The organism is Streptomyces sp. NPDC101234 (assembly GCF_044767525.1).
GTDB classification, from domain to species: Bacteria; Actinomycetota; Actinomycetes; order Streptomycetales; family Streptomycetaceae; genus Streptomyces; species Streptomyces sasae.
On record NZ_JBIWOA010000002.1, the window covers coordinates 530168 to 545608 of the forward strand.

Below are 15441 nucleotides of genomic sequence, written 5' to 3' on the forward strand. Positions count from 1 at the left end.
GCCCCTGACCTTGGACATGCCCCGCCCGGAAGGGGTGTACGCGCGTGCCCGCACTTGTGCTGCTCGGTGCTCAGTGGGGTGACGAAGGCAAGGGAAAGGCGACGGACCTGCTAGGCGGCTCCGTCGACTATGTGGTGCGTTACCAGGGCGGCAACAACGCCGGCCACACGGTCGTCGTGGGCGACCAGAAGTATGCGCTCCACCTCCTCCCTTCCGGAATCCTCTCGCCCACATGTGTCCCGGTCATCGGCAACGGCGTCGTCGTCGACCCGTCGGTCCTGCTCTCCGAGCTGAGCGGTCTGAACGAGCGTGGCGTCGACACGTCCAAGCTCATGCTCAGCGGTAACGCGCACATCATCACGCCGTACCACGTGACCGTCGACAAGGTGACGGAGCGCTTCCTCGGGAAGCGGAAGATCGGTACGACCGGGCGCGGTATCGGCCCGACCTACGCGGACAAGATCAACCGGGTGGGCATCCGGGTTCAGGACCTCTACGACGAGTCGATCCTGACCCAGAAGGTCGAGGCGGCCCTCGACGTCAAGAACCAGCTCCTCACCAAGCTGTACAACCGCCGTGCGATCGCCGTGGACCAGGTGGTCGAGGAACTGCTGGGCTACGCGGAGAAGCTCGCTCCGTACGTCGCCGACACGGTCCTCGTCCTCAACCAGGCCCTGGAGGACGACAAGGTCGTGCTCTTCGAGGGCGGCCAGGGCACGCTCCTCGACATCGACCACGGCACGTACCCCTTCGTGACCTCGTCGAACCCGACCGCCGGCGGTGCCTGCACCGGCTCCGGTGTCGGTCCGACGAAGATCAGCCGGGTCATCGGCATCCTCAAGGCGTACACGACCCGCGTCGGCGCGGGCCCGTTCCCGACCGAGCTCTTCGACGCGGACGGCGACGCGCTGCGCCGGATCGGCGGCGAGCGGGGTGTGACGACCGGCCGTGACCGCCGCTGCGGCTGGTTCGACGCGGTCATCGCCCGCTACGCGACCCGCGTGAACGGCCTGACCGACTTCTTCCTCACCAAGCTCGACGTCCTCACCGGCTGGGAGCAGATCCCGGTCTGCGTGGCGTACGAGATCGACGGCAAGCGGGTCGAGGAGCTCCCCTACTCCCAGACCGACTTCCACCACGCGAAGCCGGTCTACGAGACCCTGCCCGGCTGGTCCGAGGACATCACCAAGGCCAAGTCCTTCTCGGACCTCCCCAAGAACGCCCAGAACTACGTCAAGGCGCTGGAGGAGATGTCCGGCGCCCCGATCTCCGCGATCGGCGTGGGACCGGGCCGGGACGAGACGATCGAAATCAACTCGTTCCTGTAGAGCATGAGTTCACAGCTCGTTTTGGGCCGGTCTTGGGAATCCTTGACCGGCCCTTGGGCTGCCGGAGGTATCGCCGGTAACGGGTGGAGGCCAGCATCTACGCGGGTAGTCCGCCGCCGCGCCCGCCCCATCCGACGTCCATGCCCTTCCAGGAGCACTGAATGCCCGTCAATCCCATGAACCGCCGTGAGTTCGTGCAGAAGTCGGCCGTGACCGGAGCGGCGGTCGCCGTGGCCGGCACGCTCGGCACCGGCACCGCCGAGGCCGCCCCGCAGAAGCCCGAGTGCAAGCCCCGCACCTGGACCTTCTCGATCCTGGGCACCACCGACCTGCACAGCCACGTCTTCGACTGGGACTACTACAAGGACGCGGCCTACAGCGACAGCAAGGGCAACTCCGTAGGCGTCGCCCGGGTCGCCACCCTCATCAAGCAGCAGCGTGCGGCCAAGGGCGAGGACCACGTCCTGCTCGTCGACGCCGGTGACATCATCCAGGGCACCTCGCTGGCCTACTACTTCGCCCGCGTCGACCCCATCAGCGACACCGTCAGGCACCCGATGGCCGTCGCCATGAACCACATGCGCTACGACGCCGCGGCCCTCGGCAACCACGAGTTCAACTACGGCATAGACACCCTGCGCAAGTTCGAGCAGCAGTGTCACTTCCCGCTGCTGGGCGCGAACGCGCTGGACGCGAAGACCCTGCGGCCCGCCTTCCAGCCCTACACCGTGAAGCGGATCCGCGTCCCCGGCGCCCCGGACATCAAGGTCGGCATCCTCGGCCTCACCAACCCCGGTATCGCCCTGTGGGACAAGGACAACGTCAGCGGGAAGATGGTCTTCCCCGGCCTGGTCGAGCAGGCGAAGAAGTACGTGCCGAGACTCCGCGCCCTCGGCTGCGACGTCGTTTTCCTCACCGACCACTCCGGCCTCGACGGCTCCTCCTCCTACGGCGACGAACTCCCCTACGTCGAGAACGCCTCCAACCTCGTCGCCGAGCAGGTCCCCGGCATCGACGCGATCCTGGTCGGCCACACCCACGTCGAGGTGTCGTCGTACACCGTGAAGAACGCGGACACCGGCGAGGAGGTCCTGCTCTCCGAGCCGTACTGCTGGGGCTACCGGCTCAGCGTCTTCGACTTCGAGGTCGAGCTGGAGCACGGCCGCTGGAAGGTGACCAGCAAGACCGCCCAGACCCTCAACCCGAACACGGTCGACGAGGACCCCGAGATCAAGAAGCTCCTCGAAGCCGACCACGAACTCGTCGTGAAGTACGTCAACACGGCCGTCGGCACCTGCACCGAGGACCTCTCGGCGGCGGAGTCCTGCTGGAAGGACGTGCCGATCATGGACTTCATCCAGGAGGTCCAGATGCAGTCGGTGAAGGCGGGCCTGAGCACGGCCGACGCGGCCCTGCCGCTGATCTCGGTCGCCGCGCCCTTCAGCCGCACCGCCGACATCCCGGCGGGCAACGTCACCATCAAGGACGTCGCCGGCCTCTACATCTACGACAACACCCTGTACGGCAAGAAGCTGACGGGCGCCCAGCTCAAGGACTACCTGGAGTACGCGGCGAAGTACTACCACCAGGTGCCGAGCGGCACGAAGGTCGACACCTCGACCCTCACCAACGCCAACAGCTTCTGGGACTACATGTACGACACCGCCGCCGGTGTCTCCTACGAGATCGACATCGCGCAGGCCGAGGGGTCCCGGATCAAGAACCTCAGCTACAACGGCACCGCGGTCGCCGACGACCAGGTCTTCGTTGTCGCCGTCAACAACTACCGTGCCAACGGCGGTTCCGGCTACCCGCACATCGCGTCCGCCGAGATCGCCTACAGCTCCACCAACGAGATCCGCCAGCTGATGATCGACTACCTGCTGGCCAAGGGCACCCTGAACCCGGCCGACTTCGCGGCCGTCAACTGGAAGCTCACCCAGGACGGGACGCCGGTCTTCTAGGGAAGCAGAGGCAGGAAAAGCAGAGGGGGGCCGGACCGGAGCACCGCTCCGGTCCGGCCCCCCTCGGCCGTACCCCGGTGCACGGTCAGTGCATGTCGTAGATGCCCCGGTAGTGGGCCAGCGAGGTCTCGCGGATCCTGGCGTCGGTCCAGTCGGCGAAGCGGTCGGGGGCCAGGCGCTCCGGGTCGACCAGCGGCTCCCCGGTCTCCAGGAGCAGGCTCGCGAGCTGCCGGCCGACACCTCCGGCGTGGGTCACCCAGGACGCCTCCGCGAACCACAGGCCGGGCGTCGCGGCGGCCCGGCCGACGAAGGGGAGTTCGTCGGGGGTGAGGGCGAACGCGCCGTTGACCCGGCCGTCCAGGGGTGTGTTCCGGAACGCCGGTACGAGCGCGGTCGCTTCCCGGAGACCCGTCCCGAAGTCGCTCTCCCGGAACGGGGTTTCCGCCGACGCCGGCGCGGGCGTGGGGGTCAGCGGGAGCGGGGCGTGCGCGTAGGTGCCGAGGCCGTAACGGCGGCCGTGGCGGCGGGAGTAGACCGCGTGCTCGGGATAGCGCACGATCGGGGTGTCGATGGGGGTCTCGTCCAGACCGTCCACCTCGGCGGTGAACACATACGGGTGCTGAACGGCCACCAGGGGCAGCCGGACGCCGGCTTCCGCCGCCAGCACCGGCCCCCAGATCCCCGCGGCCAGCACGACCGCACCGGCCTTGACGAGTTCATCGCCCGCCCGGACCCCGACCACCCGCCCCCGCTCGCTCTCCAGCCCGCGCACGGGCGTGTTCCAGCGGAAGACCGCCCCGCCCCGTTCCGCCGCGGCCACCAGGGCGTGCGTGAGGGCGACGGGGTCGGCGGCACCGTCGGAGGGGATGTGCAGCCCGCCCAGCGCCCGTTCGGCGTCGACGAGGGCGGGGGCCAGCGCCACGGCTTCCGCCGCGTCGACCACCCGGGCCTCGATGCCGAGGGTGCGGCCGTGTTCGACATCGCGGTGCGCCTGTTCCAGCCGGCCGGGACCGGTGGCGACCTCCAGACAGCCGACCTGCCAGAACACCGGCGGGGTCTGCGGGAGGCCGCGGTAGGTGGCGACGCTGTCCTTGGCCAGGACGGCGAGTTCAGGGGTGGCGCTCAGCTGTCCGACGAGACCGGGGGCCAGACCGGTCGAGCCGGGCAGCACGCCACGCTCCCGGGCATCGACGACGGTCACCCGGTCGTGGCCCAGCCGGGTGAGGTGGTACGCCACGGAGGCCCCCACCACACCGGCGCCGACCACCAAGACATCAGCCGCAGTCATGAACGCTGTCTCCCATCGCCCGTCCGTCCGTGTCCGTCCGTATGTGTCCGTCCGGCCAGGATCTTAGGGATATTCAGGACGTACGGTGACGTACGGCAGCCCGGACCAGACCGGCGACGGCACGGGAGCGGCTGTGCGGCGGCCAGGCGATCACGGTCGTGACCGGCGGTGCGTCCGGCACCGGTACGGCGACGAGGCCCTCGCGCAGTTGGGACCGGCAGGACTCCGGCGCGATCCAGCAGGCGCGGCCGAGCGCGATCAGCTGGTGCAGCTGCGCATGGTCCCGGGCCTGCGGACCGGGCCCGTCCGGGTAGCTGCCGTCGGGGCCGGGCCAGCGCGGCAGCGGCAGGTCGGGCAGCGCTCTGACCTCGGCCGTCCGCACCTGGGCGCGGGTGGTGAGGGGATGCCCGGCGGGCAGCACCACGACCTGGCTCTCCGTGACCAGTTCCTCGGTGTCGAAGCCGGCCGTGCTGTCGAACGGCAGGTGCAGCAGCGCCACGTCGGCCCGGCCGTCGCGCAGCATGCGTTCCTGCTCGCCGATCCCGCACAGCAGCAGATCGACGGCGACCGCGTCGGGTTCGGCGGCGTAGGCGTCGAGCATCTTCGCCAGCAGTTCGCCGGACGCGCCGGCCTTCGTGGCGAGGACCACGCCGGGTTGGCCGGTCTGGGTGAGTGCGGCGCGGCGGGTACGACGCTCGGCGGCCTCCACCGCGTCCAGCGCCGCCCGGGCCTCCCGCAGCAGCACCGAACCGGCCTCGGTCAGGGTGACCGCCCGGCTGGTGCGCTCCAGCAGCGTCGCCCCGAGCCGCCGTTCGAGCAGGCTGATCGCCCGCGACAGCGGCGGCTGCGCCATCCCGAGCCGCTGTGCCGCCCTCCCGAAGTGCAGCTCCTCGGCGACGGCCACGAAGTACCGCAACTCCCGCGTCTCCACGTCGCTCATGCTACCGACCCGACCGGAATCGATACCCGTGAGGTATCGATCCCCACCCGATCGGTGTTGGCCGACCCGGCCCCGCCCCGGACAGGATCGGAGACATGAGCGAACACAGGACCGTGCTGGTGACCGGCGCGAACAAGGGCATCGGATACGAGATCGCGGCCGGTCTCGGCGCCCTCGGCTGGAGCGTCGGCGTCGGCGCCCGGGACGCGGAGCGCCGGGAGGCCGCCGTGGCGAAGCTGCGGGCGGACGGCGTCGACGCGTTCGGCGTACCCCTCGACGTCACCGACGACGCGAGCGTGACGGCCGCGGCCCGGCTGATCGAGGACCGCGCCGGCCGCCTCGACGTCCTTGTCAACAACGCCGGCGTCACCGGCAGCGCATCGCAACTGCCCACCACCGTCGACGTCGCGACGGTCCGGACGGCCGTCGAGACCAACGTCATCGGCGTCATCCGCGTCACCAACGCGATGCTGCCGCTGCTGCGCCGGTCGCCGTCCCCGCGGATCGTCAACGTCTCCAGCAGCGTCGGCTCCCTCACCCTCCAGACCACCCCAGGCGCCGAGGTCGGCCCGATCGCCGTCGCCTACTCACCGTCGAAGACGTTCCTGAACGCCGTCACCGTCCAGTACGCCAAGGAGCTCCAGGACACGAACATCCTGATCAACGCGGCCTGCCCCGGCTACTGCGCGACCGACCTCAACGGCTTCCGGGGCCACCGCACCCCCGAACAGGGCGCGACCGTCGCGATCCGCCTCGCGACCCTCCCCGACGACGGCCCGACCGGCGGCTTCTTCGACGAGGACGGGGTGGTGCCCTGGTAAGGCCGAGTGAGCCGTCCGTGCTCATCCCGGTTGAGTAGCCGTACTCAGGCAGGGACAGGCGGGCGGGGGTGAGATGGGGGGCATGAGCTTTCCGTCGCCGCCCCCGTACCCGCCGACGTACGGGCCCGGGTTTCCGCCGCCGTCTCCCTCACCGGGGCGGCCCCACAGGGTGGTCTTCGCGGTGGTGGCCGGGCTGCTGCTCGCGGCCGCGGTCGCGATCGACGGGCTGTTGTCCTTCGGCATGCTCTTCGCCGGTGACAGCTGTGGCACCTCGGCCGGGACAGCGCGGTTCTGCGACGACTCCGGCGGGTGGATGCTCGTGGCGATGTTCGGGCCGTGGGTCGCGCTGGCCGCCGCGGTGGTCACGGTCGTGCTCGGGGCGGTACTGGCCCGACGGCCGTGGACCGCCCTGGCCCTGGGCGTGCTCGTCTACGCGACCGGACCGGCGCTCGCCCTGTTCACCGTCTTCGGCTGAGCGCTCCGCTGGGAGTGCCGCGTCGTCGGTCGGCCGCGGGTCGGTGTGGGCTGGTCGCGCAGTTCCTCCCCCAGCCTTCGGCCGGGGGTACCCCCAGCGCCCCTTACGGGGCGCTGCAGCGTAGTCCAGCCGGGTGGCTGCCGCCCCGAGCCGAGGCGCGTCGCTCGACGGCGTCGATCACCGTCAGGATCGCGGCGTCCACGGAAGCGCCGGCGCTCACCCTGCCGACTTCAGGAAGGCGGCCCAGGCGGTGGGGGAGACGGTGAGGTGGGGGCCGCCGGGGGCCGTCTTGGAGTCGCGGATGTGGATGGTGTGGGGGCAGGGGGATATTTCGAGGCAGTTCCCGCCGCCGTCGTCGCTGTAGGAGGACTTGCGCCAGGTGTAGGCGGTCTCGACGCAGTCGCCGCCTCCGCTGTCGCTGTAGCTGGACTTGAACCATCGCAGGGTTCCGGTGCGGGTCATCGCTTCTCTCCTGCCAACCGTTCGATGAGGCCGACCGAGTCGTCGGGACTCAGGGCCTGTGCGCGGATCTTCGCATAGCGGTGGGCGAGTTGGGACACCTCTTCCGGTTCGCTGACTAGGATCCCCTGGTCCTCGATCTCCATATAGACGACGTGTTCGTGCTCCGCGGTCACCACCATCTTCATGGGGCCGCGATCACCGGCGTACGTGCCCCGCAACCCCCGCTCCATCGGGAGGACTTGCAGACACACATTGTCCCGCCCCGCGTCCTCGACGAGCGAGAGCAATTGTCCGCGAAGTACTTCCCAGGACCCGAACGGCCGCCGCAGCACGCTCTCTTCGAGGATCAGCTCGATCATCGGCACCGGTTCCCGCTTGAACAGCGCCCGGCGGGCCAGCCGCGCCTCGACCAGCTCTTCGCGCTTCTGCTCGGAGACCGGCGGGAAGCCGCCCCCAATCAGCGCCCGCGCGTAGTCCTGGGTTTGGAACAGGCCGTCGACCACGTGCGTCCCGTACGACGAGATCGTGACCGCGCCGGCTTCCAGCTCCGAGAAGCCCCGGAACCGGGCGGGGTACTTCTCCAGCAGGATCCACTTGCGGGCCTTCTCGAAGACGCCCATCCCGTTGCCGATGGCCTCCTCCAACGCCACCAGCATCTTGTCGCTGGCGGGCTGCGCGCATGTCTCCATCGCGCTGATCGCGGATGCCGTGTACCCGGTCCGCTTGCCCAACTCCTCCTGTGTCAGTTCCTGTTGCTCACGCAGTGCCTTTGCCAGGGCGGCCACCATCTGTGCCGTACCGCCCGCTTCCTCTTTGTTCTCGGCCCGCGCCATTGCGGTCACCTCCGAACTCAACCGAACTCAACCGGTCACAACCCGCGCACCCCGATTTCCGACCGTATTCGGTGGTCGACTCAGGGTTATGGAAAAGCTAGCCCCGCCTGCCGAAACTGGTCCCATGAACACGCAAAGCGACCAGTTAAACCTCGGCTGGCTGCCGGCCTCCGGCGTCCAACTCCGCAAAGCCGGAGTGCAGTTCGACGCCGTGCGGGTGGACGACGGCGACTGGGGGCGGCGGCTCGCCGATCGGCTCGCGGAGATGACCGGGGGTGACCCGGGGCCCGTCATCGAGGTCGCCAGTGGGCGGCGGTGTGTGTACTTCCTCGTCCCGGCCGGGAGTACGGATCACCTGCCCTGGCCTGCGGAGGTGACCAGACTGACCGCCGTTCCGGCGTGCGTGTCGTACATTCCGATCCCCGCGCTGGACGACATGACGTGGCCGCTGTCGTGGCGGTACCGGCCGACCGCTCCCGGCCGTTTCGTACACACGCGACTGCTGCGGACCGCGCTTCACTCGCCGGGGTGAAATGTGTCAACAAGCGGCCAGGAAAAAGGGATTCCGGCTTGCGCGCGGCGCTTTGCGTGGCCCTAAAGTCACGATCAACAGATTGCCCCCGCGGTGCGCCAACACCCGGGGGCTCGACACCGGGAGAGAGCAACTCCGGATGCGCGTTCATCGTACGGCGCCGCTGCGCGCCTTCGCAGCCCTCGCCAAATCCCTTTCCAGGGACCGACGTCTGTCCTGGGGAGCGGTAGGCGTACTGGCGTACCTCTTGAGCCTTCCGAACGGCTGCTGGATCACGGAACGGATCATCGCCGAGCGGCGCAGGGAAGGGTGCATGTCGGTCGTCGCCTCCCTGCGTGAGCTGGAGGAACGGCGGTATCTGCGGCGCGTGGTGAGCCGGGACCCGGTGACCCGGCAGTACTCGACGGTCTGCGAGGTATTCGACAGGCCGTACGAATCGGCGGCACCGGCGGGTGAAATGCAAAAAGTTCGCCTCGTGGCGGCCTAGCTCCAAAGCGAAAGGAATGAAATGACTGCCTTGCTCGAACGGCCCGACACGGTATACCGGAGGTATACTTGCGTCATGGCTGACACCACCGTCAAGGTCGACCCCGCTGTCCGTGACCGCCTCATGGTGCTCGCCCGGGAGCGCGGGATGACCATGCGTGACCTGATCGCCGAGCTGGCGGGGGCCACGCCCACGCAGGAGGAGCTGCGCAAGCGGTACGAGGAGACGAAGGCGTACTGCGAGACGCACTTCGGGGCGACCTTCACCGACGAGGACCACGACCGGGTGGAGAAGATCTGGCAGGACCTTGAGGCCGGACGGCCGGTGGACAGTCTGTGAGCGCGATGAGGACCGGTTCCACCGGTGTCGTCTTCGACGAGTCCGCCCTGCTGGCGTTGGGGTCGGGGAACTCGCTGGCCTCACAGTTCGTGTCGAACACGGAGCACGGGCCGACCCGGCACGTCTATGTCCCGGCGCTCTGCCTGGCCGCCGCCGACGGCATGCGCAAGGGGCTCGCGGAGCATGTCGGCGCGCTTCCGGCCGTCGAGATCGTCGAGCTGGACTTCGCCGGTGCCTCCACCGTCGGTGCGCTGCTGCGTGACGGCGTGGAGTGGCGGCTCGGCCACGCGGTCCATCTGTCACGGCCGACGCTCGACTGGCCGGACGGTCGTCATGTCGTGACCGTCGACCCCGACCTCTACGCCGACATGGCTCTGGTCCGTACCATCAGGCTGCCGCAGCAGAGGTGATCCGCCCGGCCGGGGCGTCCAACCCGGGCGCCCCGCCCGTCAGCTGAACACGATCATCGACCCCTGTGCCAGGCTCCGTGTCGCCGCCGCGTGCAGGCCCAGCCACACGTGCCGTTCGCGGGCGAAGGGGCTGGGGTCGTAGGGGGCCGGGATCGCCGGTTCCTCCAGGTCGGTGGGGGCGGCGGGGGGCTGCGGCGGAGCCGGGGGGTTCGCCGGGTCGATGCCGATCGACGGGGCGACGTACTCCAGCTCGCGCAGCAGGCTCTGCGAGGAGCCCAGCGGGCCGCCGCTCGCGAGGAGTTCGTCGCTGGAGAGCGGGTTCGGGAAGTCGACCGGGACGTAGGCGCCCGCGTGGTCGTAGTGCCAGACGAGGTGCGACTGCTGGGCCGTGGACTCGAACATCTCCAACAGCTGCTCGTAGTCGCCGCCGAGGGCGTCCACGGGAGACACCGGGAGGCCGCAGACCTGGAGGAGATACGCGCGGCGCAGGAAGTGCAGCGCGTCGTAGTCGAAGCCGGCCACGGGTGCGACCTCGCCGGACAGGCCCGGCATGTACTGGTACACCGGCACCGGCGGCAGCCCAGCCTCGGCCAGCACCTTGTTGTATTGCGCGAGTTCCTCGGCGAAGGGGTTGTCGGGGGTGTGGCACAACACGTCGACCAGCGGTACCAGCCAGAGGTCACAGGCCAAAGAAGGCTCCTCGTATCAGCGAGTTCACAGTAAGTGCTCAGCCAGGTGGTCAGGGAAGAGTAATCGGTGCGGCGCCGGTCAGCTCCCCCCGTGCAGGTCCCATACCCAGACCCCGCCCGTCCACTTACCGGATTTTCCGGTCAGGGCGTCGACCGCCTCTCGCAGTTTGTCATCGTTGGGCTGCGGGGCGACCACCAGGACGCCCGCCTTCCAGTACGCGAAGTCCTGCTTGGCCTGCGCCCGCCAGTTCTTGCCGATCACCGGCACCTTCCCGGTGTAGCGGACGTCCCGCAGCATGTCCGAGGTGTAGCGGGGGGCGGCGCCGTAGATGCCTATGCGGTTGTCGCCGTAGGGGCCGTTGAAGTATCCGCCGGGGAGCTTGAAGCCGAGATCCGCGGTGGTCTGCCAGTGCAGCGCCTCGGCGTAGCCGGGATCGGGGAGCGGGAGGGGGACCAGGGACTCGCCCTTGCCGACGTACGACTTCCACATCCCGCTCGTGATGAAGTCCGGGACCGCCTCCCGCTGCTGCGCCTTCAGCGGCGCCGGGAGGATCGGGAGCAGGGCGAGCGCGACCGCGAGCAGACCGAAGTACACGGTGCCGATCCGCTGTGTGGCCAGCACCTTCTCCAGGAAGACGGCCAGCAGGATGCCCAGCACCGGTGCGCAGACCATCGCCACCCGGCCCTCGATCACCGACTCGAAGAGGGGCAGCTTCCGCACCAGCGCCCAGGGGCCCGGATACACCGCCTCCGTCAGCGGGATCCTGATCTTCGGGCCCATCGACAGCACCGCCGCCGTCACCGAGGTGAACGCCAGCGCCTTGACCAGCGGCCGTTCCCACAGTCGTACGACGATCCCGAAGGCCACCAGGATCAGCGGCCAGCCGTAGAACGCGTTCTGCTCGGTGGGGTTGAGGGCGAGCTCGTTGGCACGCCCCGCGTTCCCGAAGAGCAGCGAGCGTTCGGCGAAGGCGAGCAGGGACAGGGGGCTGTTTCCGGCGTTGTCTCCGTGCAGGACGCTGTGGTAGCTCTGCGGGCCCTTGAACTGCCAGTAGAGGGGGAGGGCGACCAGCGGGAGGCAGACCGCCCCGGCGATCAGCAGCCCCTTGCCGAGCGGACGCCAGGCCTCCTTCGCCACCTGTGGCCGTACGGCCGCGTACGCGACGGCGAACAACGTCATGCCCAGCGCCGCCAGCAGGAACGGCTCCTCGCCCAGGAACACCTGGTACGCCGCCATCAGCCCGAGCACGATCCCGTCCCGCCGCACCCGGGTGCCGGTGGCCAGCCGCAGGGCGCGGTCGATGATCAGCGGGATCATGAACAGGATCACGAAGTTGGGGTGCGCGTTGGCGTGGCTGACCATCGGCGGCGCGAAGGCCGCGAGGGCCGCGCCGACGAAGGCGGCGCCCCGGTGCCGTACCACCCGCTTCACGATCAGCCAGTACCAGGCGACGGCGGTCGCGGCGAGGCCGAGCGCCATGCAGACGCTGAGCGAGACCGCGGGGCCGGCGAGCAGGGTCAGCGGGGCGAACGGGACGGAGACGCCCAGCATGACCGTGTTGGCCATCAGGTTGACGCCGTCGGGGAAGCCCTGGAGGTCGGAGAAGAGCGGGTTGCGCAGGTGCGCGACGCTGTCCGCGGTCACCGCGAAGAACCACTCCCACTGGTTCTGGTCCTGGAGGGAGTCGACGAGATAGCGGTGGTCCGGGTCGAAGAAGCGGCCCGAGTAGAGGGTTATGGAGAGGGCGAGGAAGAGGACGGCGGCCAGGAGGTCGGCCGGGCGCAGCCGGCGCAGCCGGAGGCGGGCGAGGTCGGCGAGGACCTTCGGGTACGCCAGCGGGCCGACCTTGGAACCGGGCCGGTGGCTCCAGCGGACCGGGACCTCGGCGATCGGGAGGCCGTTCCGGTGCAGGTGCTGGAGGACCTCGACGTCGATGCCCCAGCCGTCCAGACGGGAGTCGGCGAAGGCCGCACGGGCCTGGTCGCCGTCGAACAGCTTGAAACCGCACTGGGTGTCCCGGATGCCGGGCACGGCCGTCGCGCGTATGAGGAGGTTCCCGGCCCGGCCGAGCAGCTCGCGCAGCCGGCTCTGGTGGTCGGCTATCTCCGCGCCCGGCACCGCGCGCGAGCCGATCGCCGCCGCGCTGCCCTCGCTGAGCGCCTTGTCGAGGCGCTCCAGCTCCTCGATCGGGGCGGCGAGGTCGGCGTCTGTGACCAGCACCCGGCCGCCGCTGCTCGCGGCGACACCGAGACGCAGGGCGTTGCCCTTGCCCCGGTTGCGGTCGGCCGTGACCAGGCGGACGCGCGGGTGCCGTAAGGCGGCGACCTCGCGCGTCCCGTCCGTCGAACCGTCGTCGGAGACGATCACTTCCCACGAGCCGAAGCGGCTCTCGTTGTCGGCGAGGTAGCGGGTGACGGCGTCGAGCGTCGGACCGAGCCGTTCCTCCTCGTTGTACGCGGGTATGACGACGGAGAGGTCGACCCGCTCCGTGTCGGCCCTCTCCGGGTCGGCCCGTTCCGTGGGCGCGGTCATCCGTTCTCCGCCAGTCGCTCGATCAGGGCGAGGGAGTGCGTGTTGTACGCGGCGACGATCCCACGGGCGGCCTCCGCGTCCCGGCGGGACAGCGCGTCGACCAACTCCGTGTGCCGGGACCACAGATACCCGCGTAGATCGGGCAGCCGCCGTAGGTGCTGCACCGCGCACACCCAGGACTGCACACGCAGCCGGTGCAGGAAGTCGCTGAGGTAGGGGTTGCCGAACAGGGCGGACAGCTCACGCCAGAAGCGGAGGTCGTAGCCGATGAGGATCGTCAGGTCACCGGCGGTCGCGGCGCGCTGCGCCTCCTCGCCGCGCCGGCGGACCCCCGCCAGGGCGGCGGCGACGCGCGGCTCCTGGGGGTCCTTGAAGGCGGGGGGGTGGCCGTCGACGAGGGCCTGGAACATGCCGTTCGTGACCAGGCTGCGGGCCTCGATCATGTTCCGGTAGTCGGCGAAGGAGTACTCCGGGACCCGGAAGCCGCGATGCTGGTCGGCGTCGAGGATGCCCTGCGCCGACAGGTCGACCAGGGCCTCGCGGACCGGCGTGGCGGAGACCCCGTACTGCTCGGCGATCTCCTTGACCGTGAACTCCCGGCCCGGCTGGAGCCGCCCGGCGAGCACCTCGTCACGGAGCGCGTCCGCGATCTGCTGGCGCAGGGTACTGCGGGTCACAGCGCCGTTGCCGGGCATCGTCGGGTGCATCTCCTCACGCATACGGGTGACGTGCTCGCTTACATGTACATCTACGAGCACGCCACCTTACGCGTTCGGGTTGCTCCCGTAATCCTTCAGTTGTCTTTCCCGTACCCGCGCGGCCGATTAGGCCGTACCGTATGGCGGATTACGGACCGTGTCCGTCCGGCTCTGGTCCGTCTCAGACCGTGTACTCGTCGGCCACGCTCAGTGCGGCGTCCAGTGCGGCGAGGCCTTCCTTCAGTTCGGCCTCGGAGACGTTGCAGGGCGGCACCACATGGGTCCGGTTCATGTTCACGAACGGCCACAGGCCGTTCTTCTTGGCGGCGGCGGCGAAGGCGGCCATCGGCGCGTTCGCCTCCCCGGCGGCGTTGTACGGCACGAGCGGTTCCCGCGTCGCCCGGTCCTTGACCAGTTCGAGCGCCCAGAACATGCCGACACCACGGACCTCGCCGACGCTCGGGTGCCGCTCGGCGAGCGCCGCGAGGGCGGGCCCGACCACCTCGGCACCGAGCCGCTTCGCGTTCTCGACGACCCCCTCCTGCGCCATCACGCCGATGGTGGCGACCGCGGCGGCACAGGCCAGCGGGTGCCCGGAGTACGTCAGCCCGCCCGGGTAGGCCCGCCTGGCGAAGGTCTCGGCGATCTCCGAGTTGATGGCGACACCGCCGAGCGGCACATAACCGCTGTTCACGCCCTTGGCGAAGGTCATCAGGTCCGGTACGACCCCGAACAGGTCGGCGGCGAACCACTCACCGGTCCGCCCGAACCCGGCCATGACCTCGTCGAGGACGAACACGATCCCGTACGTGTCGCAGATCTCACGGACACCGGCCAGATACCCGGCCGGCGGCACCATGATCCCGGCGGTGCCGGGAACGGTCTCCAGGATGATCGCGGCGATCGTCCCCGGCCCCTCGAACGCGATCGTGGTCTCCAGGTGCTCCAGCGCCCGCGCGGTCTCCTGCTCCTCCGTCTCCGCGTAGAAACGGGAGCGGTAGAGGAAGGGCGCCCAGAAGTGCACGACCCCGGCGGCGCCGCTGTCGGAGGGCCAGCGGCGCGGGTCGCCGGTGATGTTGACGGCCTGCTGGGTGCCGCCGTGGTACGAGCGGTAGGCGGACAGCACCTTCGGGCGGCCCGTGTGCAGCCGGGCCATGCGCACGGCGTGCTCGATCGCGTCCGCGCCGCCGTTGGTGAAGAAGATCTTGTCCAGGTCGCCGGGGGTCCGCTCGGCGATCAGCCGCGCCGCCTCCGAACGGGCCTCGACGGCGAAGGCGGGCGCGAAGGTCGTCATCCTCGCGGCCTGCTCCTGGATGGCGGCGACGACCTTCGGGTGCTGGTACCCGATGTTGGTGAAGACGAGCCCGCTGGTGAAGTCCAGGTACCGGCGGCCTTCGTAGTCCCAGAAGTACGACCCCTCGGCGCCGGCCACGGCGAGCGGGTCGATGAGGTCCTGCGCGGACCAGGAGTGGAACACATGCGCACGGTCGGCGGCCTTGACGGCGGCACCGGCCTCGGGGCTGGGCTGAGGGGTCATGGCGGGGAGCGTAGGAGCGGTCGGCACGGGCGCGGTATCGGCGACTTGTTCCCTGGTCGGGCGGCGGACGCGACAGTCTGTCGAACCGCTTGTCCGATTGTCCGG

The 15441-nt window shown here is 69.8% G+C and carries 16 protein-coding genes; 8 read left to right on the forward strand and 8 right to left on the reverse strand.

What is annotated here, in order from left to right; all coding sequences use genetic code 11:
• Positions 1-44: 44 nt before the first annotated feature.
• Positions 45-1328 carry an adenylosuccinate synthase gene (locus tag ACIRR9_RS05710; protein WP_403747918.1) on the forward strand — a complete coding sequence of 428 codons (1284 nt, stop codon included), beginning with the start codon at positions 45-47 and terminating at the stop codon, positions 1326-1328.
• Positions 1329-1489: 161 nt separating this feature from the next.
• Positions 1490-3292 (forward strand): bifunctional metallophosphatase/5'-nucleotidase, encoded by a 1803-nt coding sequence (locus ACIRR9_RS05715; RefSeq protein WP_403747919.1) that lies wholly within the window; start codon positions 1490-1492, stop codon positions 3290-3292.
• An 85-nt stretch (positions 3293-3377) separates the two neighbouring features.
• Here ACIRR9_RS05715 and ACIRR9_RS05720 read toward each other — a convergent pair whose 3' ends face one another.
• Positions 3378-4580: an NAD(P)/FAD-dependent oxidoreductase gene (locus ACIRR9_RS05720; RefSeq protein WP_403747921.1), complete on the reverse strand. Its 1203-nt coding sequence runs from the start codon at positions 4578-4580 to the stop codon at positions 3378-3380.
• 73 nt (positions 4581-4653) lie between these two features.
• On the reverse strand, positions 4654-5511 hold the full coding sequence (locus ACIRR9_RS05725) for a LysR family transcriptional regulator (RefSeq protein ID WP_403748178.1): 858 nt from the start codon (positions 5509-5511) through the stop codon (positions 4654-4656).
• Between the two features lie 104 nt (positions 5512-5615).
• On the opposite strand from ACIRR9_RS05725, the gene ACIRR9_RS05730 reads away from it, so the two are divergent.
• Together ACIRR9_RS05730 and ACIRR9_RS05735 are read left to right on the forward strand one after the other, a co-directional pair.
• Positions 5616-6341, forward strand: a complete 726-nt coding sequence (locus tag ACIRR9_RS05730; RefSeq protein ID WP_403747923.1) for an SDR family oxidoreductase — start codon at positions 5616-5618, stop codon at positions 6339-6341.
• 82 nt (positions 6342-6423) lie between these two features.
• Positions 6424-6816 (forward strand): hypothetical protein, encoded by a 393-nt coding sequence (locus tag ACIRR9_RS05735; RefSeq protein ID WP_403747926.1) that lies wholly within the window; start codon positions 6424-6426, stop codon positions 6814-6816.
• A 216-nt stretch (positions 6817-7032) separates the two neighbouring features.
• Here ACIRR9_RS05735 and ACIRR9_RS05740 read toward each other — a convergent pair whose 3' ends face one another.
• Together ACIRR9_RS05740 and ACIRR9_RS05745 are read right to left on the reverse strand one after the other, a co-directional pair.
• Complete coding sequence (locus ACIRR9_RS05740; protein ID WP_403747928.1) at positions 7033-7278, reverse strand: DUF397 domain-containing protein; 246 nt, start codon at positions 7276-7278, stop codon at positions 7033-7035.
• Positions 7275-8111, reverse strand: a complete 837-nt coding sequence (locus ACIRR9_RS05745) for a helix-turn-helix transcriptional regulator (protein ID WP_403747930.1) — start codon at positions 8109-8111, stop codon at positions 7275-7277. Before ACIRR9_RS05745 ends, ACIRR9_RS05740 begins: the two co-directional genes overlap by 4 nt.
• Before the next feature lie 124 nt (positions 8112-8235).
• Between ACIRR9_RS05745 and ACIRR9_RS05750 the strand changes: the two genes are divergently transcribed.
• The 4 genes from ACIRR9_RS05750 (at position 8236) to ACIRR9_RS05765 (ending at position 9879) form a co-directional block, all read left to right on the forward strand.
• A complete protein-coding gene (locus ACIRR9_RS05750; protein WP_403747933.1) occupies positions 8236-8643 on the forward strand; it encodes a hypothetical protein in 408 nt (135 codons plus the stop codon).
• Positions 8644-8890: 247 nt separating this feature from the next.
• Positions 8891-9130 (forward strand): hypothetical protein, encoded by a 240-nt coding sequence (locus ACIRR9_RS05755; protein ID WP_403747935.1) that lies wholly within the window; start codon positions 8891-8893, stop codon positions 9128-9130.
• A 75-nt stretch (positions 9131-9205) separates the two neighbouring features.
• Positions 9206-9469 carry a hypothetical protein gene (locus ACIRR9_RS05760; protein ID WP_384556922.1) on the forward strand — a complete coding sequence of 88 codons (264 nt, stop codon included), beginning with the start codon at positions 9206-9208 and terminating at the stop codon, positions 9467-9469.
• Positions 9466-9879 carry a hypothetical protein gene (locus ACIRR9_RS05765; RefSeq protein ID WP_403747938.1) on the forward strand — a complete coding sequence of 138 codons (414 nt, stop codon included), beginning with the start codon at positions 9466-9468 and terminating at the stop codon, positions 9877-9879. The genes ACIRR9_RS05760 and ACIRR9_RS05765 overlap by 4 nt, the downstream gene beginning before the upstream one ends.
• Before the next feature lie 39 nt (positions 9880-9918).
• Here ACIRR9_RS05765 and ACIRR9_RS05770 read toward each other — a convergent pair whose 3' ends face one another.
• The 4 genes from ACIRR9_RS05770 to ACIRR9_RS05785 form a co-directional block, all read right to left on the reverse strand.
• Positions 9919-10569 (reverse strand): hypothetical protein, encoded by a 651-nt coding sequence (locus ACIRR9_RS05770; protein WP_403747941.1) that lies wholly within the window; start codon positions 10567-10569, stop codon positions 9919-9921.
• Between the two features lie 78 nt (positions 10570-10647).
• Complete coding sequence (locus ACIRR9_RS05775) at positions 10648-13101, reverse strand: dolichyl-phosphate beta-glucosyltransferase (protein ID WP_403747943.1); 2454 nt, start codon at positions 13099-13101, stop codon at positions 10648-10650.
• Positions 13098-13796: a GntR family transcriptional regulator gene (locus ACIRR9_RS05780; RefSeq protein ID WP_403748180.1), complete on the reverse strand. Its 699-nt coding sequence runs from the start codon at positions 13794-13796 to the stop codon at positions 13098-13100. Before ACIRR9_RS05780 ends, ACIRR9_RS05775 begins: the two co-directional genes overlap by 4 nt.
• 184 nt (positions 13797-13980) lie before the next feature.
• Positions 13981-15336 (reverse strand): aspartate aminotransferase family protein, encoded by a 1356-nt coding sequence (locus ACIRR9_RS05785; protein WP_403747945.1) that lies wholly within the window; start codon positions 15334-15336, stop codon positions 13981-13983.
• Positions 15337-15441 lie beyond the last annotated feature (105 nt).

Bases quoted from the DNA above. Each gene is read 5' to 3' on its own strand.
- ACIRR9_RS05720 (WP_403747921.1), bottom strand. From the start codon at position 4,580: ATGACTGCGGCTGATGTCTTGGTGGTCGGCGCCGGTGTGGTGGGGGCC.
- ACIRR9_RS05715 (WP_403747919.1), top strand. From the start codon at position 1,490: ATGCCCGTCAATCCCATGAACCGCCGTGAGTTCGTGCAGAAGTCGGCC.
- ACIRR9_RS05745 (WP_403747930.1), bottom strand. From the start codon at position 8,111: ATGGCGCGGGCCGAGAACAAAGAGGAAGCGGGCGGTACGGCACAGATG.
- ACIRR9_RS05780 (WP_403748180.1), bottom strand. From the start codon at position 13,796: ATGCCCGGCAACGGCGCTGTGACCCGCAGTACCCTGCGCCAGCAGATC.
- ACIRR9_RS05730 (WP_403747923.1), top strand. From the start codon at position 5,616: ATGAGCGAACACAGGACCGTGCTGGTGACCGGCGCGAACAAGGGCATC.
- ACIRR9_RS05785 (WP_403747945.1), bottom strand. From the start codon at position 15,336: ATGACCCCTCAGCCCAGCCCCGAGGCCGGTGCCGCCGTCAAGGCCGCC.
- ACIRR9_RS05760 (WP_384556922.1), top strand. From the start codon at position 9,206: ATGGCTGACACCACCGTCAAGGTCGACCCCGCTGTCCGTGACCGCCTC.
- ACIRR9_RS05750 (WP_403747933.1), top strand. From the start codon at position 8,236: ATGAACACGCAAAGCGACCAGTTAAACCTCGGCTGGCTGCCGGCCTCC.
- ACIRR9_RS05740 (WP_403747928.1), bottom strand. From the start codon at position 7,278: ATGACCCGCACCGGAACCCTGCGATGGTTCAAGTCCAGCTACAGCGAC.
- ACIRR9_RS05775 (WP_403747943.1), bottom strand. From the start codon at position 13,101: ATGACCGCGCCCACGGAACGGGCCGACCCGGAGAGGGCCGACACGGAG.
- ACIRR9_RS05735 (WP_403747926.1), top strand. From the start codon at position 6,424: ATGAGCTTTCCGTCGCCGCCCCCGTACCCGCCGACGTACGGGCCCGGG.